Origin of the sequence: Kribbella sp. NPDC049227, assembly GCF_043197265.1 — a bacterium.
Taxonomy (GTDB): Bacteria; Actinomycetota; Actinomycetes; order Propionibacteriales; family Kribbellaceae; genus Kribbella.
In genome coordinates, this window is sequence record NZ_JBICST010000004.1 from 350,366 (window position 1) to 373,342 (window position 22,977).

A 22,977-nucleotide genomic window follows, 5' to 3' on the forward strand; every position below is an offset into this window, starting at 1 on the left:
CCAGGGCTATCGTCAGCACGTGACCACGCCTCCGGTGACCCTCCGCCAGATGACCGAGACCGAGTTCCAGCAGTGGAAGGACCGCAACGCCGAGTCGTTCGCCGCCGGCATCGGACCGGCCCGTGGCCTGAACGCCGCGGAGGCGCTCGAGTTCGCGCATCGCGAGACGGACAAGCTCCTCCCCGACGGTCGCGCCAGCGAGAACAACCTGATCTGGATGGCCTGTGACGGTGACCAGGCGATCGGCAGCCTGTGGATCAGCACCAAGCCGCGGATCCCGTTCATCTACGGCATCGAGGTGGACCCCCGCCACCGCGGCAAGGGCTACGGACGGGCGATCATGCTGGCCGGCGAGGAGGAGTGCCGGCAGCTCGGGTACACCCAGCTGGACCTGAACGTGTTCGGCAACAACACCACGGCGATCAGCCTCTACAACTCGCTCGGTTACACCGTCACCTCGCAGCAGATGCGCAAGGAACTCTGACGTGGGGCCGCGATGACCTGGTGGGTCCTGCATGTGGACATGGATCAGTTCATCGCCGCTGTGGAGATCCGGCGGCGACCCGAGCTGCGCGGTCTGCCGGTGGTCGTCGGCGGGTCCGGGGATCCGACCCAACCGCGGCAGGTCGTCGCCACCGCGTCGTACGAGGCGCGTGAGTACGGCGTGCATTCGGGGATGCCGGTGCGGGCGGCGTACAAGAAGTGCCCGCAGGCTGTGTTCCTGCCGTCAGATCCGGCCGCTTACGAGGCGGCGTCGACCGAGGTGATGGACACGCTGCGGTCGTTCCCGGTCGTGGTCGAGGTGTGGGGTTGGGACGAGTGCTTCGTCGGCGCGGAGACCGACGACCCGGAGCAGCTCGCGGCCGACCTCCGCGCGGCGGTCGCGGAACGGACCACGCTGACCTGCTCGGTCGGCATCGGCGACAACAAGACCCGCGCCAAGCTGGCGACCACGTTCGCGAAGCAGCCGCGGTCGCACGCGACGCCGTTCGAGGACGCCAGTACGGCGGATGGCGCGGTGCGGCACCGTGAGGTCGACGGCGTCTTCCGGCTGACCGGCGCGAACTGGCGTGAGGTGATGGACCACCGGGCCGTGCGTGAACTGTGGGGCATCGGCAGCCGGATGGAACGCAACCTCAACGAGCTCGGTATCTTCACCGTCGCCGACCTGGCCGCCGCGGACGTCGACGTACTGCGGAAGCGGTTCGGCCCGAACATGGGCGCCTGGTACGCCGCCCTGGGTCGCGGACTCGGGGACACCCAGGTGACCGACGTACCGCGCGAACCGGTGTCGCGCAGTCGCGAGGAGACGTTCGCGGAGGATCTGGTCGAACGCGCCGAGGTGGAGGAGCAGTTGCGCCGGATCGCGGTCGAGGTGACACGGGACGTGGTCGCCGAGGGCCGCAGCATCCAGCGGATCTGGGTCAAGGTCCGCTTCGTCAGCTTCTACACCCCGATCAAGAGCCGCAAGCTCCCGGAGATCACCCAGGACCCCGAGGTCATCGCCGCCACCGCCCTCACCCTGCTGGAGAAGTTCGAACTCCGCCGCCCTATCCGCCTCCTCGGCGTCCGCGTCGAGTTCGCCCCACCTCAGGACAGCTTGTAGGTGCGGGTAGCCGTGGCGCTGAAGACCGCTTCGCGCTCCGCGGGACTCAGCCCGGCTGTCAGAGTCTCCGCTGTCTCGACCACCTGGGCGTACGTCGCGGCCAGCAGGCAGACGGGCCAGTCGGAGCCGAACATCACCCGGTCGGGGCCGAAGGCATCTAGTACGACATCGGCGTACGGCTGGAGGTCGGCCGGCTTCCAGTCGGTCCAGGAGGCCTCGGTGACCATCCCCGAGAGCTTGCAGGTGACGTTCGGCAGCGCTGCCAGCTCACGCAGCTGACTTGCCCACGGCTCCAGGGACTCACCGATCACGGGCTTGGAGATGTGGTCGACGACGAAGGTCAGCTGGGGGCACGCGCGAGCGGTCGAGATGGCGGCCGGGAGGTGTGGAGTCTTGGTCAGGAGGTCGTAGACCAGACCGGCGTCGGCGACTGCGGCGAGGCCGCGCCGGACCTCGGGCCGGAGAAGCCAGTCGACGTCGGGCTCGTCGTGGACCTGGTGGCGGATTCCCTTCAAATACAGGCCATCCGGCCGGGCCAACAGCCCGGACAACGCCGTCGCCACGTCGTCGGCGGTGAGATCCACCCAGCCGACGACTCCCGCGACCAGCTCGTTGCTCGCAGCAACCTCCAGGAATTCGGCCGTCTCCTCCACCAGCCCGACGGTCTGCACCAGCACTGTCGCGGTGACCTCCGCGGCCGCGGCCAATGGAGCCAGGTCCTCGACGGCGAAGTTGCGCCGGATCGGGTCCAGCTCCGGGCCGGCCATCCAGCTCTGCTCACGGACGGTCAGATCCCAGACGTGGTGATGGGCATCGACTCTGCTCATGCCACTCTCCGATCGTCGATCGCGTCCCGGTCCCACTCGATACCCAACCCGGGCGCGTCCGGCGCGACCGCGTGTCCGTCCACCACAACCATCTCGGACCGTGTGATCGCCCGCAACTGCGGGATGTGCTCGACGTACCGTCCGTTCGGTACGGCGGCCGTCAGACTCACGTGCAGTTCCATCAGGAAGTGTGGGCAGATCTCGAGGTTGAACGCCTCGGCGAGGTGCGCGACCTTCAGCCACGGCGTGATCCCGCCGATCCGGGCCACGTCGGCCTGGACGATCCCGGCGCCACCGGCGGCGACGTACTCGCGGAACTGCGAGATCGAGTACAGCGACTCGCCGACCGCGATCGGGATCGACGTCGACTCGGCGAGCCGGACGTGGCCGGTCAGGTCGTCGGCCGGCAGCGGCTCCTCGAACCACGACAGATCCACGGCCTCGAACGCGGCGGCCCGCCGCTTGGCTTCGGCGTACGTCATCGACTGGTTCGCGTCGACCATGATGTCCAGCGCGGGACCGACCGCGTCCCGGACCGCCCGGAGCCGTTCGAGGTCCTCGTGGACCCGGGGCTTGCCGACCTTGAGCTTGACCCCCGGCCAGCCCGCCCGCTGCGACACCAGCGCGCCCGCGACGAGCTCATCGGTTGTCAGATGCAACCAACCGCCCTCGGTGTCGTACAGCGGGACCTGCTGCCGGAACCCGCCTGCGAGCCGCCACAACGGCTCACCGGCGCGCAGGCACCGCAGATCCCACAACGCGGTGTCCACCGAGGCCAGGGCCAGCGAGGTGATCGCTCCGACCGTCGTGGCGTGCGTGGACCAGAACAGATCCGACCACAACCCCTCGACATTCCGCGCGTCGGCACCCACCAGTCGCGGCAGCAGGTGATCTCGCAGCAGCGCCAGTACGGCGGTGCCGCCCGTGCCGATCGTGTAGGAGTATCCGAGTCCCACCGCTCCGTCCGAGGTCTCCAGCTCGACGAAGACCGTCTCCTGCTTCAGGAAGGACTGCACGGCGTCGGTCCGGACCGTCTCGACCTCCAGGTCCACCAGGAACGCCTCGGCCCGGGTTACCGTCGTACCGGCCGGAAGCCCGACTGGTGCGATCCGGCGGGACAGCGTGGTCATGGGCGGCTCCAGATCCTATAGGATATTGCCAACCTGATGCTGCCGCCTCACACTGGACGCGTCAAGACTCGTCCAGGTAACGATGCGGGTCGGGCAGAATTGGCCTCGATCCACGGATCGAGGCTTGGGCTTCGGGAGGAGCGACGGTGACGGATGCGCATGTGGGTCTGGCGGGGCAGCTCTCGCGCCTGCCCCAGCGACAGGTGTTGAGCGACGACGTCTACGAGACGGTCAAGGGCCTGATCATGGACAGCGTGGTGCAGCCGGGCACCCGGCTGAACATCGACGCGCTGACCCGCGAACTGGGCATCTCCCAGACCCCGATCCGGGAGTCGCTGGCGCGGCTGGAGTCCGACGGACTCGTCATCAAGGAGCCGCTGCGCGGTTACCGGGTGTCGTCACGGCTGACCCGGGACGAGTTCGACGACCTGTTCGAGTACCGGCTGCACATCGAGCCGTGGGCGGCCGGCCGAGCGGCCGAGCGGGCCGGCGCCGAGGACCTGGCCCGCCTCAAGGCCGAGATGCTGAGCTACACCGACGTACCGGACCGCCCGGCGTACGAGAGCTACCGGGCGATGGCGGCGCACGACCAGCGCTTCCACGACCTGGTGCTGGAGTTGTCCGGCAACGAGACGGCCCGGCTGTCCTTTGCGCGGACACACTGCCACCTGCACCTGTTCCGGCTGTACTACGGTGGCGGCATCGCGACAAAGGCGTTGCGGGAGCACAAGACTGTCGTGACCGCCGTCCGCAAGGGCGACCCGGAGGAGGCGGCCGCGGCGATGCGGGCGCATATCGAGGCCTCCCGGGCCCGGTTGCGGCCGATCTTCGACCAGGAATGACTCACCCAGGGAGATCTTTGTGGAACTGCTGCGCCTCGGCGCGGTCGGTGAGGAGCGCCCGTACGTGCGCGCCGCCGACGGCACCGTTCACGACCTGAGCTCCGTTACCGCCGAGATCGACGGCGCTTTCCTCGCCGGCGACGGCATCGCCCGGGCCCGCACCGCACTCCAGGCAGGCGACCTGCCGGCTGTCGACGTCGAGGGGCTGCGGATCGGCGCCCCGATCGCCCGGCCTGGCGCGGTGGTCTGCATCGGCCAGAACTACGCCGCCCACGCGGCCGAGTCCGGCGCCGAGCCGCCGAAGCAGCCGATCGTCTTCTTCAAGACCCCGAACACGGTCGTCGGCCCGTACGACGACGTCCTCGTCCCGCGCGGTTCGACCAAGACCGACTGGGAGGTCGAGCTCGCCGTCGTCATCGGCAAGCAGGCGCGGTACGTCGACTCCGACGCGGAAGCGCTGGCGTGCATCGCCGGGTACGCGGTGTCCAACGATGTGTCCGAGCGGGCCTTCCAGCTCGAGCAGTCCGGCGGCCAGTGGTCCAAGGGCAAGTGCTGCGAGACGTTCAACCCGCTCGGCCCGGCGTTGGTCCCGGCCGACGAGATCGGCGACCCGCAGAACCTCGACCTGAAGTCCTGGGTCAACGGTGAGCCGCGGCAGGCCTCCAACACCCGGGACATGATCTTCAGCGTCGCGGCCCTGATCCGCGACCTGTCGCAGTACATGACGCTCGACCCGGGCGACATCGTCAACACCGGCACCCCGGAGGGTGTCGCGCTGTCCGGTCGGTTCCCGTACCTGGCGCCCGGCGACACGATGGAGCTGGAGATCCAGGGCCTCGGCCGGCAGAAGCAGACCCTCGGAAAGGCCTGATCCGAAACTGTCCCCGGCCGGCCCTAGGGTCGGCCGGGTGACCGATCATCTCGCCGACATCCGGACGTCGTACGACACTGTCGCCGTCTCCTACGCCGAGCTCGTGCAGGAAGGCCCGCCGTTCGAGGCTCCGACTCTCGACCTGTTCGGGAAGCTCGCCGACGGCGGGCCGGTGCTGGACGTCGGGTGCGGACCGGGCCGGGTCGTCGGCCTGCTCGCCGACCGTGGTCTGCCGGTGATCGGGATCGACCTGTCCCCCGGGATGATCGAGGTCGCCCGGCGGGACCATCCCGGTCTGGACTACCGGGTCGGTTCGATGACCGCGCTGGACCTGCCCGACGGCGAGCTCGGCGGAGTGGTGTCGTGGTGGTCTGTCATCCACCTGCCGCGCGACGTGGTCCCGCAGGCCTTTGCCGAGTTCTACCGCGTCCTGCGGCCCGGCGGGGTCCTGCTGGTCGGCTTCCACGTCGGTGAGGAGTCGACGCACAAGACCTCCGGGTACGGCGGCCACCCGATGAACATCTACGTCCATCGATGGCTGCCTGAGGGACTCACCGCGATCGCGGTCTCGGCCGGCTTCACGCCGTACCTCGACTCCGCCATCCCCGACGAGTGCCTGATGTTCCGTAGGTAATCCGGTGGCGTTGGCACCCGGCGTACGCGACGCTCGGCGTATGACTTCGCACGTCCGCACGGTGACCTTCGACGCCCACGATCCCTACGAGTTGGCCGGCTTCTGGCTGCAGGTGCTGAGAGTGCCGCGCCCCGACGACGACGCGCCGGACGACCCGTACGCCGCGGTCGTCACGGACTCGATGACGCTGCTCTTCGGCCAGAACGACGACGAGAAGGTGGTCAAGAACCGCGTCCATCTCTGCCTCGAACCTGACGGCCCGCGCGACGCGGAGGTCGAGTGGCTGCTCACCATCGGCGCCACCATCGCCGGCGACCACCGCGAACCCGACGGCACCGGCTGGGTCGTCATGCACGACCCTGAAGGCAACGAGTTCTGCGTACTCCGAAGCGCCGCCGAACGAGCCGCCACCAGCTGACCGTCAGGCCGTGCCCAGTTGGCTCACAGGTCGTCGGTGACGGGGGTTTGGCCGGTGAAGGTCAGGCGCCAGTCTGTGGTGCTGGCGTCCACGGTGAGGTCGTAGCCGTCGCGGTTCGCGGTGAGCTGGTGGTGGTCGGCTTCGACCGGGGCGACCTCGACCTTCCAGCCGCGGCCGTCGAGGGTTTCGGCGGCGAAGCCGATCTGGGCCTCGGGGTCGGGCGAGGTCGGGTCGCCGGTTTCGACGGTGATCGTGCAGACCGATTCCGGGCCACGGTCGTCCGACAAGGCTTCCTGGCTGATCGGGCCGACGTCTTGCGTGACTGTCGGTATCTGGCCCGGGACGACGATCGCCGCGACCGCGAGCAGTTCCGAGCGGAGGAAGTCGCGGGCTTCGGTGAGCGTCATATCCCGGTCTTACACCTTGGCGGACACTCTGGCGACGCCAGACCGCGATTCGCCGTTCACCCGAAGGCCAGCGACCAAGAACCCTCGTGCAGGGAGAGACGAACGCGGGCCAGGGGCCGGACGTCGACGTGGCGTAGGGACTCGGCCGGGGCGTCCAGGACGTAGAGGACGGCCGCCCGCACCACGGCCGGGTGGACGACGGCCACGACGGTACGCCGTTCGCCGTACTGCTCACCGAGATCACCGAGCCAGTCGGCGACCCGGGTGAGTACGTCGTTCTCCGACTCGCCGCCCGGCGTGGCCGTGTGCGGACGCTCCAGCCATGCCGTGACACGCTCCGGATCGGCCCCGAGCAACTCCTCGAGTCCGCGTCCGGACCAGTCGCCGTACTCGCGGTCGCGCAGCGCCGGCTCGACGACCGGCGTCAGGCCGAGTGCCTCCGCGGTCCGTACGGCGGCCACCTCAGGGCCGGCGAAGACCGCGTCGGCCGACAGCTCACGCGTGCCCTCGACCTTCAGCTCGCGAGCCGCGGCGAGACCGGCCGGATCCGGCTCGGCGTCGCCGCCGAGCACGAGTCCACGCAGTGCGGGTGTCAGGGCATGTGCGACCAGCGTCAACGCCGTCAAGCGGCTACCACCTTCTGTCGGGACAGCCGGTGGTCCACCGCGGCGGCATACCCGAATCCGAGCAGGAGCCACAGCGTCGCCTGCGTACCGAGTGAGGCGAACCGGAACTGCCACAGCAGCGTAGCGGGGAACGACCCCGGAACCTCGTTGATCGACGGCAGGATCTGGTACGCGATCACGATCGTGACGAGGAAGGCGGCCACGCCGCCGGCCAGCCGGGCGACGTCGCCGTACCGAGCGGCCCACCGCGACGCCGCCACACCGGCCCAGATCGCGAGCAGTCCGATCACGAGCGTCAGCAGATAGGTCACAGTACGGCGGGTGATCGTGTCCGGATCGCCGACCGCGGGTGGATTCGGTGGGTATTTGAGGAACGGGACCAGCACGATCCCGACGAAGCCGGCAGCGGCCAGGCCGAGAGCGGCGTACGGGTCACGTTCGGTCCGCAGCTTGCGCCGCAGCAGCGTGAAGGCGACGGCGAAGATCCCGCCGAGGGCGACGCCGTACAGGGTGGTCGCGAGGAAGAGCCCGGCCTTCTGGCCATCGCGGCTGACGAGCGGTTCCTCTTCGGCGGCGGCTTCGGCACCGCCGCCGTGGTCGTGGGTATGCGCGGCACCGGCCTCTTCGATCGCGATCGCGGCGTCGACGTGCGGTTCGCCCGTCACGTACGCGAACGTTCCGGCCAGCAGGCCGGCGAAGAGTCCGATGATCAGTCCGCGCACCAGGAGCGATCCGAAGGTGCGCATGGGGTTAATGGCAGGGCACGCCGAGCAGGTGGCGACCGTCGTGCATCAACTCGTGCAGGTACATGCCCGAGTGCGACACCGCGCCCTGGTCGAACATGACGAGGTAGCCGAGCAGGAGCAGTACGCCGATGCTGAGCACGGCGGCGGCGAGGAGCCGGGGTGAATAGGCCGGTACGGCGACCGAGCGGGCAGGAGCTGCCATCTGAACCTCCTGGGGAAGTGCGCGTCCCCTTCGAAAGGCTGCTGGTGCCCGAGCGTCCTGACTCACGAGCTGAGCTCGCTCACAGTGGCGCGGCCGTGCCGGACTCTCACCGGCTTCCCTCATGGCACCGCAGGTTGTCCCCCGAACCGTAGCGGTGGGGATCGACAGGGGTCAACGCGTGGGACGGCCGGGTGACGTTCCCCACCCCCGGACCTACCCTGGGCAGATGCCGTCCGCTCACCACCTGGTCGCCTTCGCGATCACCGCCTTCATCATCATCGTCGTCCCCGGTCCGAGCGTGCTGTTCATCGTCGGCCGGGCCCTCGCGGTCGGCCGCCGGGAAGCGGTGCTGACCATGGTCGGCAACACCGTCGGGGCCGCCGTGATGCTGGTCGCGGTCGCCCTCGGACTCGGCACACTGATCGCGGCCAGTGCGATCGCCCTGACCGTGGTGAAGCTCGCGGGCGCGGCGTACCTGATCTATCTGGGGGTGCACGCCTTCCGCACCCGCAAGTCGCTGGTCGAGGCGATGACCAGCGGGGTCAAGCCGGGCAACAGCCGGCGGGCCATGCGCCAGGGTTTCCTGGTCGGAGTCACCAACGCCAAGACCGCGGTCTTCTTCGCCGCCGCGTTGCCGCAGTTCGTCGACAAGGGCGCGGCCAGCCCGGCCTGGCTCCAGATCCTCGTCCTCGGCCTGGTGTTCATCCTGATCGCGCTCTGCTCGGACAGCGTCTGGGCCGTGGTGGCCGGCACGGCGCGCGAGTGGTTCGCCCGCTCGCCGCGCCGGCTCGAACTGGTCGGCGGCACCGGTGGTCTGATGATCATCGGCCTCGGCGCCAGCATCGCCGTGACCGGCTCTAAGGAGTAGCGGTACGCCGTCCCGCCTGGACACCGAGCAGCGCGAGCACGGCGGGCAGACCGAAGGCAACGAGGTACGCCGTCAGCGCGGAATGCGGTTCGAGTGCCGCGAAGAGCGACCCGCCGATCGCCAGGATCGTTGCTGTGGCCAACGAGTCGCTCAGCTGCGCGGCCGAGCTGTTGGCGCCCTGCTCCTCGCATTCGGAGTAGTCCAGCACGAGTACGGACAGCGTCGGGAAGACTGTGCCCATGCCGAGTCCGGTGAGGCTCCAGCCGAGGATGCCGACGACGACCGGCACGTTGTCGTTCAGGGTCAGCGTGGCGGTGACGATGCCGAGCAGGATCGCGACCATGCCGGCCTGCAGGAAGACCGAGTGCGAGAACGGCTGGTTCGGGCGGCCGCGGTACCACGAGGCCGCGGTCCAGCTGAGTGCGCTGACGGTCAGCACCAGACCGGCGACGGCCGGGGACAGGCCGCGCTCACGGGTGAGCATCAGCGGCAGGAACACCTCGGCACCGAAGCCGGACGCGGCGACCAGCCCGCGCAGCGCGACCACCGACGGCAGGCCGCGTCCGAAGGTGAAGGTTCCACGCGGCAACAGCTTCGGCGCGAAGGCGACGACGCCGCCGAGCCCGGCCGCGAGCAACGCGAGCTGGAGTACGCCGTGCTGCTGGCCGCCGTAGTGGAGCAGACCAACCCCGACCGCGGCTGCGACCGCCCACAGCGCTCGCTTGTCCCACAGCCGTCCCGGGAGGGGTTCGTGCGTGCTGCCTCTGAGCCCCGGCCGCATCACCAGCGCCGCCGGGATCGCGAGGGCCGGCACGGCGAGGAAGACGATGCGCCAGCTGGCGTTCTCGACGATCAGGCCCGCGATCGCGGGACCGACCAGCGAGGGGACGACCCAACCGGTCGCGAAGGCGGCGAAGATGCGCGGCCGCAACCGGGCCGGGTACAGCTGCCCGACGACGACGTACAGCGCGACGGTGAGCAGACCTGAGCCGAAGCCCTGGATGATCCGGCCCACGACCAGGACCTCCATGGTCGGAGCCAGGCCGGCGATGATCAGACCGGCCAGGAACCAGGCGGTGCCGTGCCAGAGCGGGCGGGTCGGGCCCTTGAGGTCACTCCAGGTGCCCGAGACGACCATCGCGATCACGCCGGAGGCGAGCGGTCCGCCGAACGCGAGTGCGTACAGGCTGAGTCCGTCGAGCGCCTGTGCGACGGTCGGCATCGCGGTCGTGACGGCGAGCGACTCGAACGCGACCAGGGTGATCAACGCGACCATCCCGACCGTCAGCGCGCGGTACTGCGGCGCGAGAACGCCGCCGGACGGGGTCGGGGTGCCCTGGTCGACCGTGGGCTCGGCAGTAATGGTCATGCCAAGCACCCTCAGACATCAAGGGCACTTGAAGTCAACCCTGAATCAGAGAACCGCTGCGAACACCAGGGCAAGGATCGGCGGAACCGCCTGGGTGGCCGCGGCTCGCGCCATCCGGCGGTCTGAGGCGATCAGGACGATTCCGGCACCGGCCATGCACGCACAGCTGAAGAGCGCGATGGCATGGCCCTTGTCCCCGCCCCAGATCAGGCCGCCGATCGCGCCGATGGCCAGGAACAGGTTGTAGAAGCCTTGGTTGAAGGCCCACGGCCGAGCAGTCGCCGCCTCCGTCTCGTCCTTGATCAGGAACCGGTGATACGTGCTCGGCTTGCGGAACAGCAGGCTCTCCAAGGCGAACACCGCGACATGGAAGACCCCGGCCAGTGCCACGAAAACCTGCGCGACAACGCTCATGCCGGAAACGTACCGGGTTCTCAGCTGCTCCACTCGAAGGCGCGAGCAGGGTTGGCGGTGAAGACCGCGTCCGCCACCTCGGCACCCAGCCGGCGCGCGATCCGCGGCCGGAGATGGGTCAGCAGATACGGCATGCCGGGGCCCTCACCGGTCGCGCCGCGCGCACGAGCGGTCGTCGTGTCGCCGCCGAGCAGCAGCCGGTCGGCGTACCCCGCGTCGGCGAGCGCGGCCAGGCAGTCGATCAGCCACGGGTCGGTCGCGTGATTCGCCCGCGACGGCCCGTCGAACGCCAGCCACGCACCCCGCTCGGCCAACTCGAGATGCCCACGATGATCAGGGAAGCGGTTCAGGTGCCCGAGGAGCACACTGGCAGGCGGTACCGCGAGTTCGTCGACCAGCAGATCGAGTACGGCGTCCGCGGCGGTCCCGAGTTCGTGATGGATCGCGATCGGGGCGCCGGTCGCGTGATGCGCCTCGGCGGCGGCCCGCATCACCCAGCGGGCATGGGAATCGAGCACATGGAAACCACCGGCCACCTTGATCAGACCGGCGCGAACCGGACTGTTGCCGATGCCAACGGTCAGCTCGGTGTGGAAGATCTCGGCCAGCCTCGGGCGAACCTGGTCGACGAAGCCGTCCGGGTAGAGCTCGGCGCGGTGCAGTCCCGTGGCGGCGATCAGCGAAACGCCTGTGGTGGTTGAGACTCCGGGCAACGCCTCGGCTCGGCGTCCCAGCCCATGCGGAGTCCACTGCACGATCGCTTGTCCGCCTGCCGCGGCGAAGGCCCGCGTCTCGGCGAGGGCCGCGTCCACGTCGTCCAGCTCCTGCCCGGCGAGGAACGGCGTACTGAAGAACAGGTGGTCGTGCGAGTCGGTGACGCCGAGTTGGTCCGGCCGGATGTCACCGGTGACGGTGCGGATCACTGGGACTCCCTTCTCAATGTAACGGTTGAACCGTTACTAACGTAACGGCCGAGGCGTTACGATGTCCAGGTGGTTGATCGGATGGAGTTCAGGCTGGATCTCGGCGCGACGTGGCTGAACCTGCTCGCCACGCGCGGGACGCACTTCGGGGAGAATCCGGTGGAGCGGGTGCCGACGGTCGAGCGGTTCACGGAATGGCTCGACCTGGTCGAACTGCGGCCGGTGCGGAAGGTGACGTCGGCGGACCTCCAGCGGGGCTGGGAGCTACGGGAGATCCTGCGACCGATCGCGCTCGCGACGGTGGACGGCGCACCGCCTGATGCGGCGGCGGTGGAGGCGCTCGCGACGTTTCTCGAGTCCGACTCGCCGGTGCTGGCGGTGACTGATCGGCTCGAACGCTCCCGTCCACGGACGACGGCGGACGCGCTGTCCCGCATCGCCCGTCAGGCCGTCGATCACCTGACCGGCCCCGAGCGCGCTTTCCTTTCTGCCTGTCCCGAACACGACTGCCGCGGCGTGTTCACCGACCCCACCGGGCGCCGCCGCTGGTGCCCCAACCCCGCCTGCGCCACCAGAGGCCGGGTCCGAGCCCACCGGGCCCGCAAACACGCACAAACCGCCGGCCAGGCTGACTGAGAGTCAGCCCGACCGACGGTTGCCTGCAGCAACTTCGGCGGTTCCCCGGAGGTCGAGGAGTCCGAGTCAGCGGCTCCTGCGCGAGGCGCGGGTGCCGGCGGAGAACGCGGCCGCTCCGCCCGACCGCGAGGTCGAGCCGGCCGCGGGAGCCGAGCGCTTGGCGAACCCTGAGGAGGCTGCGCCGCCCGGACGGCCTGCGCCGGGCGCCTGAGCGCCTCGGCCACCACGCCGGCGATCACCACGACCCCCGGCACCACGACCGCCCGCACCACGGCCGGCGGAGCCGGACTCCGCCGAACCTCGGCCGTTCGACGAACGGACTGGAGCGGCGGCTGCGAGCTGCGGAGCTACGAAGGTGCGCTCGCCCGGAGCCAGCTCGGAGAGCAGCGGGTCGCCGGTGGTGAGCTTGGTGATGGTCGGCGCGATACCGGCCTTGCGAGTCAGGTCGCGTACGTCGCGCACCTGGGCGTCGGTCATCAGCGTGACGACCGTGCCCTCGGCGCCGGCGCGGGCAGTCCGGCCGGAGCGGTGCAGGTACGCCTTGTGCTCGATCGGCGGATCCGCGTGGATCACCAGCGCAACGTCGTCGACATGGATTCCACGGGCCGCGATGTCGGTGGCGACCAGGGTTTTCGCCGTACCCTCCGAGAAGGCTTCGAGGTTCCGGGTGCGGGCGCCCTGGGACAGGTTGCCGTGCAGTTCGACCGCCGGCACGCCCTGCGCGATCAACTTCTTGGTCAGCGACTTCGCGCCGTACTTCGTCCTGGTGAAGACCAGCGACCGTCCCGGTGCCGCCGTCAAGTCGACGAGCACGGGGAGCCGGGTGTCGGGCTGGACGTGCAGCACGTGGTGGGTCATCTTCGAGACGGGCGACTGCGCCGAGTCCACGCTGTGCGTGACCGGGTCGGTCATGAACCGCTGCACGAGGACATCGACGCCCGCGTCCAGCGTGGCCGAGAACAGCAGCCGCTGCGCTCCTGCCGGGGTCGCCTCGAGGATCCGCCGTACCGCGGGCAGGAAGCCGAGGTCCGCCATGTGGTCGGCCTCGTCGAGCACAGTGATCTCGACCGCGTCGAGCTTCACGTGCCCGGCCTGGAGATGGTCCTCGAGCCGTCCCGGGCAGGCGACGACGATGTCGGCACCCTTGCGCAGTCCGGTGATCTGCGGACCATGGCCGACGCCACCGAAGATGGTCATCGTGCGCAGGTCGAGCGCGTCGGTCAGTGGCGTGATGGACGCCTGGATCTGGGTGGCCAGTTCGCGCGTCGGCGCCAGGATGAGTGCGCGCGGATGATTCGGGCGCCGCTTCGTCCGGCCGGCGGCCAACCGGGCCAGCACGGGCAGCACGAAGGCGTAGGTCTTGCCGGATCCGGTCCGGCCGCGGCCGAGGACGTCCTTGCCGGCCAGGGCATCCGGCAGCGTCGCCGCCTGGATCGGGAAGGGCTTGGTCACCCCGGTCGCCGCGAGCGCGGCCACCAGGGACGCCGGTACGCCGAGGTCCGCGAACGTCAAGTTGTCCGGGACAACTACTTCCGCGACCTGTTCGTAGGCCTCCCGCGTGACGGCCTTGTTGCTCTGAGCAACCTTCGGCCGCGGGGCGCCGTCGGAACGGCGACGCCGGCGGGGACGGGAGGTGGAGGGTGTTTGGGCAGATTGCGTTGATGTCGGGCGGCGGGCCGCCATGTAGTACTCCAGAAAGTCGGGGGTCGTCCTGCCCGGCGCGGCCGTTCATCGGCCGCGGCGCGTGGTGGTCGACTGCTAGCGCTCTGTCACAGGCGCTCCGGCCCGAGGCAGAACTGGGCGGGCCGTCACAGACAGTCTACGTCACGCAGGGTCCGCGCCGCGCCGGTTTGTTCACAGGACGCTCGTCACACGGCTAGCTTGTGCACAGTGATGACTGAGAACCGGGTGGATCCACCGACCGCCGGCGGCGAACGTGAGCTTCTGCAGGGATTCCTGGATTTCCACCGTGGCACGCTGCTGTGGAAGGTGTCCGGACTGACCGGGGAGCAACTGGTCCAGCGCAGTGTGGATCCGTCCAGCCTTTCGCTGATCGGGCTGATCCGGCACCTGAGCGAGGTCGAGAAGTACTGGTTCCACCGGGCCCTCGCCCAGCTCCCGGCGCCGGCGAAGTACTGGACCGCGGAACATCCGGACGGCGACTTCGACCTGGTCGACCCGGTCCGGGCCGAGCACGATCTCGCGGAGTTCCGGGAGATCGTGAAGGCATCCGGCGAGATCGCCGCGGGCCACACCCTGGACGACACGTTCCTGCGCCCGGGCCACGAGGGTGAGTACTCCGTCCGCTACCTCTACATCCACATGATCGAGGAGTACGCCCGCCACAACGGCCACGCCGACCTCCTCCGCGAACGCATCGACGGACTGACCGGAGAGTAGTCAGGGCTTGATCGACCGGATCAGACCGACCAGATCGTTGGTCACGCCCCGGACGCCCGGGATGCGGGTCAGCCGGAGCAGCCGGTCGACCAGCGGGACGGACCGGTCGATCAGTGCCTTGGTACGACGAAGATCCTTGCTGTCGTCGTGCACCCAGAACAGCACGATCCCCATCTGCATCAGCCAGAGCAGCTCGGGCAGCTCCGCCTTCAGGTCGGCCGGCAGTTTGAGGTCCGAGCCGTCCACGACCCGGCGGAACAGCTCGACACTCGCCTCCCGTGCGGGCCGCGACTGGTCGCTGAACGGCGACAGCGGGCTCTTCGGTTCCGCCGCTGTCTTGAAGAACGTGCCGGCGAACTCGTGGTACGGCGCGGACACCTCCAGCCAGGCCCGCAGTACGCCGGTCAGCCGCGGGACGAAGGCCTTCTCCGTCGCCAGGACCGACTCGACGGCCTCCACGTGCTGCACCTGCAGGTGGTCGTAGTACGCCTGCATCAGGTGCTCTTTGGAGCCGTAGTAGTAGTAAGCGTTGCCGACCGAGACGCCCGCCTCGGCGGCGATCGCCCGCATCGTCGTCTTGCCGTACCCCTGCTCGCGGAACAGCCGCAGCGCGGTGGACAGGATCAGCTCCCGGGTCTGCTCACCCTTGGTGGTCGCACTTTCCGTCACATCCGTCAGCGTAGTCACCTCCATCGCGCACACTCGCCCAGCTCCGCAGCCCGGCGGCCGCCTGGACGATCGCCCGCGCCACCGGCCGCATCGCCGGACTGGCCAGCCGTACGGCGGTGTGCCGATGCTCCCACGTGGACCACAGGCACACGATCCAGGCGCGGTCGCCGACGTACACGGACCCGTCGTCGGCGACCACCGTCACCTCGCGCAGCGTGGCCGCGTGGTCCAGCGCGGGGTAGAGCGCCCGCGCGTTCGCCGACCCCGCCGCGACGAACCGCAGGCGCACCACCCCGCCCCTGCCGTTGGACGCCGGCCGCTGGGCCGCCAGCCATTCCTTGAACCGGCGGCACAGACCGCACTGGGCGTCGTACAGGACAGTGAGCTCGCGCATGGTCAGTAGCCGTAGTGCACCGGTGCGTCGGCCGCGGTCACCGCGTGGGCCGGGAGCACGTCGTTCGGCGGAACCGGCGGGTTGGTCATGCGCTCGAGCTGACTGCGGCGGCGGATCATGTTGAAGATCCAGACGTTCATCAGGTGCAGCACACCGAGGACGAGCATCACGATGCCGAGCTTCACGCTCAGCTGCTCGAACACGCCGCGAGCGTCGACGACCACCTTGTCGGCGCGCAGGAACAGCGTCACGAACCCCAGGTTGACCAGGTAGAACCCGGCCACCAGCAGCCGGTTCACAGCGTCGGCGAAGTCCTCGTTGCCGTGGAACACGTCGATCAGGAAGATCCGGCCGTTGTGGCTCAGCGTCCGGGCCACCCAGATCGTCAACGGCACCGAGACCAGCAGATAGATCAGGTACGTCGTCACGGTCATGCTCACCACGTCCTCACAAACTGAACACGTTCAAATTTGGTCACGTGCCGAGCGTACGACCGACTTTTGAACATGTTCAAGTAGGCGATGACGTGAGCTGGGTCTCGCGCTGGGGCAGGATGGCCGCATGCCGAGGATCGTCTGACCGTGCGGGAGAAGGATCTCGACCGCTGGGTCGCCAAGTACCGGAAGGCCTGGGAGTCGAACGACCCGGGCCACATCGCGGCGCTCTGGACCGAGGACGCGCTGTGGTACCGCCGCCCGGACGACGAGCCGGTGGTGGGCCGGGAGGCGATCGTCGCGGCTTGGCTCGAGGTGGCGGACGCACCGGGTGAGACGAGGTTCGAGTACGAGGTCCTCGGGTTCGGCGACGGTGTCGGGTTCGTCCGCGGCTGGACGACGTACCAGACCCAGCCGCCGAGCGAGTTCAGCAACCTGTGGGTGATCCGCCTCGCCCGCGACCGCGCCCACGAGTTCACCGAGTGGTGGATGGAGAGGCCGTGATGGGTTACCGTGCCGGTAGGCACTCAGGGTGCCACCGGTCCGCGGGAAGGGCTCAGCCCACCTGATCACTGAGATGTGTGGTTGTTGTTCACCTCCTTTCTCGCCTGACGACGCGGACAGCAGGCTCGTAGAGAGGAGGTCGCGATGCCGACCCGGAATCTCCCGAACGACCCGCACCTGGACCACCTGCGCAAGCAGGCCAAGACGCTGCTCAAGCAGGTCCGCGCCGGGGACGACGAGGCCGTCGCCCTGGCCGACCAGTTCCATCCCGTGCAGTCGCTGGCCGACGCGCAACTGGTGATCGCCCGCAGCTACGGGTTCCCCAGCTGGCCGCGGATCGTCCGGCATCTGGAGCTGGTCGACCAGTACAGCCGCTCCCCGCACCGCCAGTCGATCGGTGGTCCGCTCGACACCCCGGAGCAACGCGCCGAGGAGTTCCTGCGGCTCGCGACGCTGCACTACGGGCAGGACGATCCGGCCCGGCAGCGGTCCGCGGAGCAGTTGCTCGAACAGTTCCCAGAGGTTGCCCGGAGCAACATCTACACGATGGCGGTGGCCGGCGAGCTGGACGCCGTACGCGCGGTTCTTGCGGCGGATCCCTGGCAGGCGAGGGAGGAAGGCGGTCCGTACCGCTGGCAACCGTTGCTCTACATCACCTACGGGCGGCTCGACGTACCGCATCAGGTGGAGATCGCGCGGTTGTTCCTCGAGCATGGCGCCGACCCGAACGCGGGCTACCTGTGGCAGGGCATGCCGTCACCGTTCACTGCCCTGACCGGGGCGTTCGGTCGTGGTGAAGGCGATCAGCCACCGCATCGCAACCGGGTGGAGCTCGCCCGGTTGCTGCTGGACGCCGGAGCCGATCCGAACGACAGCCAGACCATGTACAACTGCGGTCCCGGTTGCCCTCCGCCGTACGACGACGTCCACCTGGAGCTCCTGCTCGAGTACGGACTGGGCAAGGGCGACGGCGGTCCGTGGCATGAGCGGATGACGACCGCGCACCCGACACCGCGGCAGCTCCTGGAGGACGAGCTGGTCTTCGCGGCGTCGACAGGCCTGCTGCACCGGGCCGAGCTGGTGCTTGCTCAAGGCATCGATCCGGAGGGACGTGGTACCGAGCATCCGGGCTTCGGTGGGCATCGCGCCTACGAGTTCGCCGCCGTCCAGGGGCACACTGAGATCGCGGAGCTGCTGCGTGCTCACGGTGCGGCGCCACTGGACGACGTCCACGAAGTCTTCGCCGCCGTCATGCGGGGTGAGACCCCGGCCGTCAGCCCCGAACTGATCTCGCGAGCCATCGCGCGCAATCCGTACCTTCCCCTCCGGGCCGCCGAGATCGGCCGGACCGAAGCTCTGGAGCCGTTGAAGAACCTCGGCTTCGACCTCAACGTGATGGCGGGGTCCGCACCGATCCACCAAGCCGCGATCAACGGCCACCTCGACACCGTCAAGAAGCTCGTCGAGCTGGGCGCCGACCCCGAACTGCGTGATCCCTCGTACGGCGGGCCCGCGCTCGGCTGGGCCGAACACAGCTGGGCCGAGGACGACCGAAAGCAGGCAGTGATCGACTACCTCAAGGGCTTACGGCAAGGAACAGGAACGCGCTGAACACCATCAGGTGGACGGCGCCCTGAAGCAGGGTCGCCCGGCCGGTGGCGAGGGTGAGAATGCTGGTCACCACGGTCAGCGCGAACAGCACCATCTCCATGCCACCGAGGCCGAGCACCAGCGGGCCGTCCAGCCAGATGGAGGCGACCGCGATCGCCGGAATGGTCAGGCCGATGCTGGCCAGCGCCGAGCCGAGAGCCAGGTTCACGCTGGTCTGGAGGCGGTTCCGCAGTGCGGCGCGTACTGCGGCAACCGTCTCCGGCAGCAACACCAACAGCGCGATGATGACACCGACCACGGCCACGGGTGCACCGGCCGACTCCACCGCGGACTCAAGTCTCGGCGAGACCGTCTTGGCGAGGCCGACGACCGAGATCAGGCAGACGAACAGCAGGCCAAGGCTGAGCAGTGCGACCTTCCCGCTCGGCGCGGCCGCGTGCACCTCCTCGCTCTCCACGTCCTCGCCCTCGCCCTCGGTCTCCGCGTCGGCGACGGGAAGGAAGTAGTCCCGGTGCCGGATCGTCTGGACGAAGACGAAAACGCCGTACATCACGAGTGACGCCACACCTGCGAACGCGAGCTGAGCCGTGCTGAACTGCGGCCCCGGCGCGCTGGTCGTGAACGTCGGCAGCACCAGGCTCAGCGTCACCAGCGCGGTCATCACCGCGAGCACACCGGTCGACGCACGGACGCGGAAGTCCTGCACGTGATGCCGCAGCGAGCCGACGACGAGTGACAGCCCGAGGATGCCGTTGCAGGTGATCATCACCGCGGCGAACACCGTGTCCCGCGCCAGCGACGCGGCCTTGTCGCCGCCGGACGCCATCAGCGTCACGATCAGTGCGACCTCGATGACGGTCACCGCGAGCGCGAGGATCAGCGTGCCGAACGGTTCACCGACGCGGTGCGCGACCACTTCGGCGTGGTGGACGGCCGCGATCACTGCCGCGCCCAGACCGGCGCAGACCAGGATCAGCAGGATGGCACCCAGGTCACGACCCCAGGACAGGACCAGGACGACGAGAGCGAGCGGGGGCACGGCCAGACTCCAGCGCGGCAACCCTTGGACCACGGTGTTTGTCATCCCCGAGAAGTTTATGGCGTACGGCGATATCCGGTTGGCATCCGCCGCCTGACGGGTGATGCTTCTCGCACCATGACAGTGCAGATCAGGACCGCGACCGACGCCGACTGGCCGGCCATCTGGCCGTTCTTCCACGAGATCGTCACCGCGCGGGAGACGTACGCCTACGACCCGGAGCTGACCGAGGAGCAGGCCCGGCCGCTCTGGATGTCACCGTCGAGTGCAGCGCGCAGCCGCACCACGGTCGCGGTCGATGCCGACGGCACCGTTCTGGGCACCGCCAACATGTACCCGAACCGCCCGGGTCCGGGATCGCACGTCGCCAGCGCGAGCTTCATGGTCGACGCGGCGGCCCGGGGCAAGGGCGTCGGCCGCCTGCTCGGTCATGACATGATCGACTGGGCCGCCCGGGAAGGGTTCCGGTCGATCCAGTTCAACGCGGTGGTGGAGACCAACGAGTCCGCCGTACACCTGTGGCAGGCGCTCGGCTTCACCATCATCGGGACGGTGCCTGAGGCGTTCGACCACCCCAAGCACGGGTACGTCGGCCTGCACGTGATGCACCGCCCGCTGTAACTCAGCCTTCGAGTCGATCCGCGACGAGCCGGATCGACCGCGCGAGCTCCTGACCGGTGGGGGCGCTGTCCGCGTCGAACAGGTGCAGCGCGACCACGCCCAGCATCAGCGCCTGCAGGAACGATCCGACGGCCTGAGCCGTCTCAGGGTCGCTGTCAGCGTCGACCGTCCCGAACATCTGCGCCAGACCTTCGCGCGCCTCGCCCTGCATCCTGGACAGCTCGGCCACCAACTCGGGGTGGCTCGCGCCGAGGCTGAGCACCTCGAACTGCGTCGCCCACAAGGCCCGCAACCGGGGGTTCGACAGGCTCTCGACGACCTGGCGCCAGGTCGCGACGAACCGCTCCCGGGAACCGCCACCGGCCTCCCGCGCCGCCATCGCACCGCCCACCTCGGCGGCCCATTCCCCGATCAGCGCCTCGCGCATCGCCTCGTTGAGCAGCGCTTCCTTCGAGCCGAAGTGGTACCCGATCGCTGCCAGGCTGACGCCGGCCGCGGTCGCGATGTCGCGCGCGGTGGTCCGGCTGTAGCCCTTCTCCAGCAGGCAGGTCTTCGCGCCCTCGATCAGCGCCTCCCGGTTACCCATGCCCGCCACCCTAGCACGCACGTCTCATACGAATGTCTTGTACAAATGTCTAAGACCGTCGTACAGTCGTGGCGACGACAACCTGTGGAGGCTTCTGATGAGGACGGTTCTGATATCCGGTGCGAGCGTGGGCGGTCCCGCCCTGGCCTACTGGCTGCACCGCCACGGCTTCACCACGACCGTGGTCGAGCGCGCGCCGGCGCCGCGGCCCGGCGGCTACGCGGTCGACTTCCGCGGCGCCTCGCTGAAGGTGCTCGACCGGATGGGCATCCTGGCCGAGGTCGAGGGGCGGGCGACCCGGATGGGCTCGATGGTCTATGTCAACGAGGCTGGCAAGGCGGTCGCGTCCACCACCCCGGAGGCGTTCAGCGGTGAACTGGAAGTCCTTCGCGGCGATCTGGTCGACATCCTGTACGAGTTGACCGCGGCCACGACGGAGTACCTGTTCGACGACTCGATCGCCTCGCTCGACCAGGACGAGTCCGGCGTCGACGTGGTCTTCGAGAGCGGACTGCGGCGGCGGTTCGACCTGGTGATCGGTGCGGACGGTCTGCACTCGAACGTCCGGCGGCTCGCGTTCGGCCCGGAGTCGTCGTACGTCCATGACCTCGGGTACTACGCCTCGGTGTTCACGGTGGAGAACCATCTCGGGCTCGACCACACCGGGCGGATCTTCACCGAGCCGGGCAAGACGGTCGGCACCTGCAGCGCCCGGGACAACGCCGAGGCGAAGGCGCTGTTCTACTTCGCGTCGGAGCCGCTGAGCTACGACCGGCGCGACGTACCGGCGCAGCAGACGATCGTCGCGGAGCGGTTCGCCGACATCGGCTGGGAGGTCCCGCGACTACTCGACGGCATGCGGACCGCGCCGGACTTCTACTTCGACTCGATCAGTCAGATCAAGCTCGACAGCTATTCTCGCGGCCGCGTCGCGCTGGTCGACGACGCCGGGTACTGCGCCTCGCCGCTGTCCGGGATGGGCACCAGCCTGGCAATCGTCGGGGCGTACGTCCTGGCCGGTGAACTGCACGCGGCCGCCGGCGACCACACGGTGGCGTTCCGCGAGTACGACGTACGGATGCGCGGATTCGTCGCGGCCTGCCAGAAGCAAGGGGTGGATGGTGCGCGGTGGTTCATCCCGGGGAGCAAGTGGTTCATGCTGCTGCGGAACCTGACCTTCCGGACGCTGCCGTACCTGCCGTGGCGGAGGCTGATCGACGAGATGCCACTGAAGGTGGGCAACGCGATCGAGCTCACGACGTACGAAGACCTGCCGCGGCGGCCCGCAGCACCGCGGCCGTGAGTGCGTCCAGGATGGGCGACTCCAGCTTCCAGTGCTGCCAGTACAACGGCACGTCGATGTACTTGCCGGGGGCAACATCCACCAGGCGGCCGGCGGCCAGCTCGGGCTCCGCGATCTCGTCCTCGATCATGCCCCAGCCGAGGCCGATCCGGACGGCTTGGTGGAAGGCGCCCGGAGCCGGCACGGCGTGCGTCGGCGGGTCCATCCGGCGCCGGGTCACCTTGCGGATCAGCCGGTGCTGCAGCACGTCCTTGGCGTTGAAGATCACCATCGGTGCCTCGGCGAGCGCGTCCGCCAGCGGCTTGCCGGCCAGCCACCGCGCGGCGTACTCGGGAGTCGCGACGGGCAGGTACCGCATCTTGCCCAGCGGTACGACGCGGCAGCCTTGGACCGGCCGCGGATCGGCCGTCACCGCGGCCAGGACCGTGCCGTTGCGGAGGAACTCGGCCGAGTGCTCCTCGTCCTCCTGGTGGACCAGGAACCTGGCGTCGAGGCTCTGGGACAGGTCGAGCATCGCAGGCAGGAACCAGTTGTTCAGCGAGTCCGCGTTCACCGCGATCGGCAGCCGGAGCGCCTCGACGGTGCCGCGGACCGCGACGATCGCCTCCAGTTCGAGCAGCGAGACCTGCCGCGCGAGCCGGAGCAGCGCCTCGCCGGCCGCGGTCGGACGCGCCGGCTTGCCGCGCATCACCACCACCTGACCGAGGCGGCTCTCCAACGCCTTGATGCGCTGACTGACCGCGGACGGCGTCACCCGCAGACGCCGCGCCGCCGCGTCGAAACTGCCCTCGTCGACGACGGCGGCGAACGTCTCGAGCTGTGCGGAGTCGAACTGCATGATGAAGCAATCCTAATGCTGCTTCAGAATCTTTAGCTGGTTTGTCCGGCCATCCGCTG

General features: G+C 69.2%; 29 protein-coding genes and 1 riboswitch. Of the genes, 13 read left to right on the plus strand and 16 right to left on the minus strand.

The genetic code is table 11. From position 1 onward, the window contains the following. Nucleotides 1–19: 19 nt before the first annotated feature. Both ACGFH6_RS19385 and ACGFH6_RS19390 read left to right on the plus strand, forming a co-directional pair. Entirely contained in the window at nt 20–484 is a 465-nt protein-coding gene (locus ACGFH6_RS19385) for a GNAT family N-acetyltransferase (protein ID WP_393385428.1), read from the plus strand. 12 nt (nt 485–496) lie between these two features. Further along, nucleotides 497–1,606: a DNA polymerase IV gene (locus tag ACGFH6_RS19390; RefSeq protein WP_393385430.1), complete on the plus strand. Its 1,110-nt coding sequence runs from the start codon at nt 497–499 to the stop codon at nt 1,604–1,606. Here ACGFH6_RS19390 and ACGFH6_RS19395 read toward each other — a convergent pair. Continuing rightward, nucleotides 1,591–2,433: an amidohydrolase family protein gene (locus ACGFH6_RS19395; RefSeq protein WP_393385432.1), complete on the minus strand. Its 843-nt coding sequence runs from the start codon at nt 2,431–2,433 to the stop codon at nt 1,591–1,593. The two genes, ACGFH6_RS19390 and ACGFH6_RS19395, sit on opposite strands and share 16 nt — an antisense overlap. Then, nucleotides 2,430–3,563 (minus strand): mandelate racemase/muconate lactonizing enzyme family protein, encoded by a 1,134-nt coding sequence (locus ACGFH6_RS19400; protein WP_393385434.1) that lies wholly within the window; start codon nt 3,561–3,563, stop codon nt 2,430–2,432. Before ACGFH6_RS19400 ends, ACGFH6_RS19395 begins: the two co-directional genes overlap by 4 nt. Nucleotides 3,564–3,709: 146 nt before the next feature. On the opposite strand from ACGFH6_RS19400, the gene ACGFH6_RS19405 reads away from it, so the two are divergent. Genes ACGFH6_RS19405 through ACGFH6_RS19420 form a run of 4 tightly spaced genes read left to right on the plus strand, consistent with a single transcriptional unit; the run spans nt 3,710 to nt 6,328 of the window. Then, the gene (locus tag ACGFH6_RS19405) at nt 3,710–4,405 is read left to right on the plus strand and encodes a GntR family transcriptional regulator (protein WP_393385436.1); all 696 of its coding nucleotides are present in this window, start codon (nt 3,710–3,712) and stop codon (nt 4,403–4,405) included. 19 nt (nt 4,406–4,424) lie between these two features. Beyond that, on the plus strand, nt 4,425–5,276 hold the full coding sequence (locus tag ACGFH6_RS19410; RefSeq protein ID WP_393385438.1) for a fumarylacetoacetate hydrolase family protein: 852 nt from the start codon (nt 4,425–4,427) through the stop codon (nt 5,274–5,276). 37 nt (nt 5,277–5,313) lie between these two features. Further along, on the plus strand, nt 5,314–5,910 hold the full coding sequence (locus ACGFH6_RS19415) for a methyltransferase domain-containing protein (protein WP_393385439.1): 597 nt from the start codon (nt 5,314–5,316) through the stop codon (nt 5,908–5,910). Between the two features lie 40 nt (nt 5,911–5,950). Next, nucleotides 5,951–6,328, plus strand: a complete 378-nt coding sequence (locus ACGFH6_RS19420) for a VOC family protein (protein WP_393385441.1) — start codon at nt 5,951–5,953, stop codon at nt 6,326–6,328. A gap of 23 nt (nt 6,329–6,351) precedes the next feature. On the opposite strand, the gene ACGFH6_RS19425 is transcribed toward ACGFH6_RS19420, so the two are convergent. The 4 genes from ACGFH6_RS19425 to ACGFH6_RS19440 are packed head-to-tail and all read right to left on the minus strand — an operon-like array spanning nt 6,352 to nt 8,309. Next, nucleotides 6,352–6,735 (minus strand): hypothetical protein, encoded by a 384-nt coding sequence (locus tag ACGFH6_RS19425; RefSeq protein WP_393385443.1) that lies wholly within the window; start codon nt 6,733–6,735, stop codon nt 6,352–6,354. A gap of 56 nt (nt 6,736–6,791) precedes the next feature. Beyond that, nucleotides 6,792–7,361 carry a histidine phosphatase family protein gene (locus ACGFH6_RS19430; protein ID WP_393385445.1) on the minus strand — a complete coding sequence of 190 codons (570 nt, stop codon included), beginning with the start codon at nt 7,359–7,361 and terminating at the stop codon, nt 6,792–6,794. Continuing rightward, the gene (locus tag ACGFH6_RS19435) at nt 7,358–8,107 is read right to left on the minus strand and encodes a CbtA family protein (protein WP_393385446.1); all 750 of its coding nucleotides are present in this window, start codon (nt 8,105–8,107) and stop codon (nt 7,358–7,360) included. The genes ACGFH6_RS19430 and ACGFH6_RS19435 overlap by 4 nt, the downstream gene beginning before the upstream one ends. Before the next feature lie 4 nt (nt 8,108–8,111). Then, entirely contained in the window at nt 8,112–8,309 is a 198-nt protein-coding gene (locus tag ACGFH6_RS19440; RefSeq protein WP_393385448.1) for a CbtB-domain containing protein, read from the minus strand. A 52-nt stretch (nt 8,310–8,361) separates the two neighbouring features. Beyond that, nucleotides 8,362–8,427, minus strand: a riboswitch (cobalamin riboswitch). Nucleotides 8,428–8,535: 108 nt separating this feature from the next. On the opposite strand from ACGFH6_RS19440, the gene ACGFH6_RS19445 reads away from it, so the two are divergent. Further along, complete coding sequence (locus ACGFH6_RS19445) at nt 8,536–9,177, plus strand: LysE family translocator (protein ID WP_393385450.1); 642 nt, start codon at nt 8,536–8,538, stop codon at nt 9,175–9,177. On the opposite strand, the gene ACGFH6_RS19450 is transcribed toward ACGFH6_RS19445, so the two are convergent. Genes ACGFH6_RS19450 through ACGFH6_RS19460 form a run of 3 tightly spaced genes read right to left on the minus strand, consistent with a single transcriptional unit; the run spans nt 9,167 to nt 11,883 of the window. After that, nucleotides 9,167–10,546 (minus strand): MFS transporter, encoded by a 1,380-nt coding sequence (locus ACGFH6_RS19450; RefSeq protein ID WP_393385452.1) that lies wholly within the window; start codon nt 10,544–10,546, stop codon nt 9,167–9,169. The two genes, ACGFH6_RS19445 and ACGFH6_RS19450, sit on opposite strands and share 11 nt — an antisense overlap. 45 nt (nt 10,547–10,591) lie before the next feature. After that, on the minus strand, nt 10,592–10,960 hold the full coding sequence (locus ACGFH6_RS19455) for a DUF1304 domain-containing protein (RefSeq protein ID WP_393385454.1): 369 nt from the start codon (nt 10,958–10,960) through the stop codon (nt 10,592–10,594). Nucleotides 10,961–10,980: 20 nt separating this feature from the next. Then, entirely contained in the window at nt 10,981–11,883 is a 903-nt protein-coding gene (locus ACGFH6_RS19460) for a phosphotriesterase (protein WP_393385456.1), read from the minus strand. Nucleotides 11,884–11,952: 69 nt separating this feature from the next. Here ACGFH6_RS19460 and ACGFH6_RS19465 point away from each other — a divergent pair, with 69 nt between their 5' ends. Beyond that, a complete protein-coding gene (locus ACGFH6_RS19465) occupies nt 11,953–12,519 on the plus strand; it encodes a CGNR zinc finger domain-containing protein (RefSeq protein WP_393385458.1) in 567 nt (188 codons plus the stop codon). A 66-nt stretch (nt 12,520–12,585) separates the two neighbouring features. On the opposite strand, the gene ACGFH6_RS19470 is transcribed toward ACGFH6_RS19465, so the two are convergent. After that, nucleotides 12,586–14,031: a DEAD/DEAH box helicase gene (locus ACGFH6_RS19470; RefSeq protein ID WP_393385460.1), complete on the minus strand. Its 1,446-nt coding sequence runs from the start codon at nt 14,029–14,031 to the stop codon at nt 12,586–12,588. Between the two features lie 381 nt (nt 14,032–14,412). Here ACGFH6_RS19470 and ACGFH6_RS19475 point away from each other — a divergent pair, with 381 nt between their 5' ends. Further along, nucleotides 14,413–14,919 carry a DinB family protein gene (locus tag ACGFH6_RS19475; RefSeq protein WP_393385462.1) on the plus strand — a complete coding sequence of 169 codons (507 nt, stop codon included), beginning with the start codon at nt 14,413–14,415 and terminating at the stop codon, nt 14,917–14,919. Here ACGFH6_RS19475 and ACGFH6_RS19480 read toward each other — a convergent pair whose 3' ends face one another. From ACGFH6_RS19480 to ACGFH6_RS19490, 3 genes are read right to left on the minus strand one after another with little or no spacing between them, the layout of a single operon-like run. Beyond that, nucleotides 14,920–15,588 carry a TetR family transcriptional regulator gene (locus ACGFH6_RS19480; RefSeq protein WP_393385464.1) on the minus strand — a complete coding sequence of 223 codons (669 nt, stop codon included), beginning with the start codon at nt 15,586–15,588 and terminating at the stop codon, nt 14,920–14,922. Continuing rightward, nucleotides 15,560–15,982, minus strand: coding sequence for a thiol-disulfide oxidoreductase DCC family protein (locus ACGFH6_RS19485; RefSeq protein WP_393385466.1), 423 nt, complete (start codon nt 15,980–15,982; stop codon nt 15,560–15,562). Before ACGFH6_RS19485 ends, ACGFH6_RS19480 begins: the two co-directional genes overlap by 29 nt. Nucleotides 15,983–15,984: 2 nt before the next feature. After that, nucleotides 15,985–16,416 (minus strand): hypothetical protein, encoded by a 432-nt coding sequence (locus tag ACGFH6_RS19490; protein WP_393385468.1) that lies wholly within the window; start codon nt 16,414–16,416, stop codon nt 15,985–15,987. 147 nt (nt 16,417–16,563) lie between these two features. Here ACGFH6_RS19490 and ACGFH6_RS19495 point away from each other — a divergent pair, with 147 nt between their 5' ends. Continuing rightward, on the plus strand, nt 16,564–16,920 hold the full coding sequence (locus tag ACGFH6_RS19495) for a YybH family protein (protein ID WP_393385469.1): 357 nt from the start codon (nt 16,564–16,566) through the stop codon (nt 16,918–16,920). 144 nt (nt 16,921–17,064) lie between these two features. Then, a complete protein-coding gene (locus tag ACGFH6_RS19500) occupies nt 17,065–18,531 on the plus strand; it encodes an ankyrin repeat domain-containing protein (protein ID WP_393385471.1) in 1,467 nt (488 codons plus the stop codon). On the opposite strand, the gene ACGFH6_RS19505 is transcribed toward ACGFH6_RS19500, so the two are convergent. After that, a complete protein-coding gene (locus ACGFH6_RS19505; protein WP_393385473.1) occupies nt 18,497–19,615 on the minus strand; it encodes a calcium:proton antiporter in 1,119 nt (372 codons plus the stop codon). The genes ACGFH6_RS19500 and ACGFH6_RS19505 overlap by 35 nt on opposite strands. Nucleotides 19,616–19,687: 72 nt before the next feature. On the opposite strand from ACGFH6_RS19505, the gene ACGFH6_RS19510 reads away from it, so the two are divergent. Continuing rightward, nucleotides 19,688–20,191: a GNAT family N-acetyltransferase gene (locus ACGFH6_RS19510; RefSeq protein WP_393385475.1), complete on the plus strand. Its 504-nt coding sequence runs from the start codon at nt 19,688–19,690 to the stop codon at nt 20,189–20,191. A 1-nt stretch (nt 20,192) separates the two neighbouring features. Here the strand turns inward: ACGFH6_RS19510 and ACGFH6_RS19515 are convergent, their stop codons facing one another. Next, nucleotides 20,193–20,777: a TetR/AcrR family transcriptional regulator gene (locus tag ACGFH6_RS19515; protein ID WP_393385477.1), complete on the minus strand. Its 585-nt coding sequence runs from the start codon at nt 20,775–20,777 to the stop codon at nt 20,193–20,195. Nucleotides 20,778–20,874: 97 nt separating this feature from the next. Between ACGFH6_RS19515 and ACGFH6_RS19520 the strand changes: the two genes are divergently transcribed. After that, complete coding sequence (locus tag ACGFH6_RS19520) at nt 20,875–22,080, plus strand: FAD-dependent monooxygenase (RefSeq protein ID WP_393385479.1); 1,206 nt, start codon at nt 20,875–20,877, stop codon at nt 22,078–22,080. On the opposite strand, the gene ACGFH6_RS19525 is transcribed toward ACGFH6_RS19520, so the two are convergent. Then, nucleotides 22,031–22,918, minus strand: a complete 888-nt coding sequence (locus ACGFH6_RS19525) for a LysR family transcriptional regulator ArgP (RefSeq protein WP_393385481.1) — start codon at nt 22,916–22,918, stop codon at nt 22,031–22,033. The two genes, ACGFH6_RS19520 and ACGFH6_RS19525, sit on opposite strands and share 50 nt — an antisense overlap. Nucleotides 22,919–22,977: the final 59 nt, after the last annotated feature.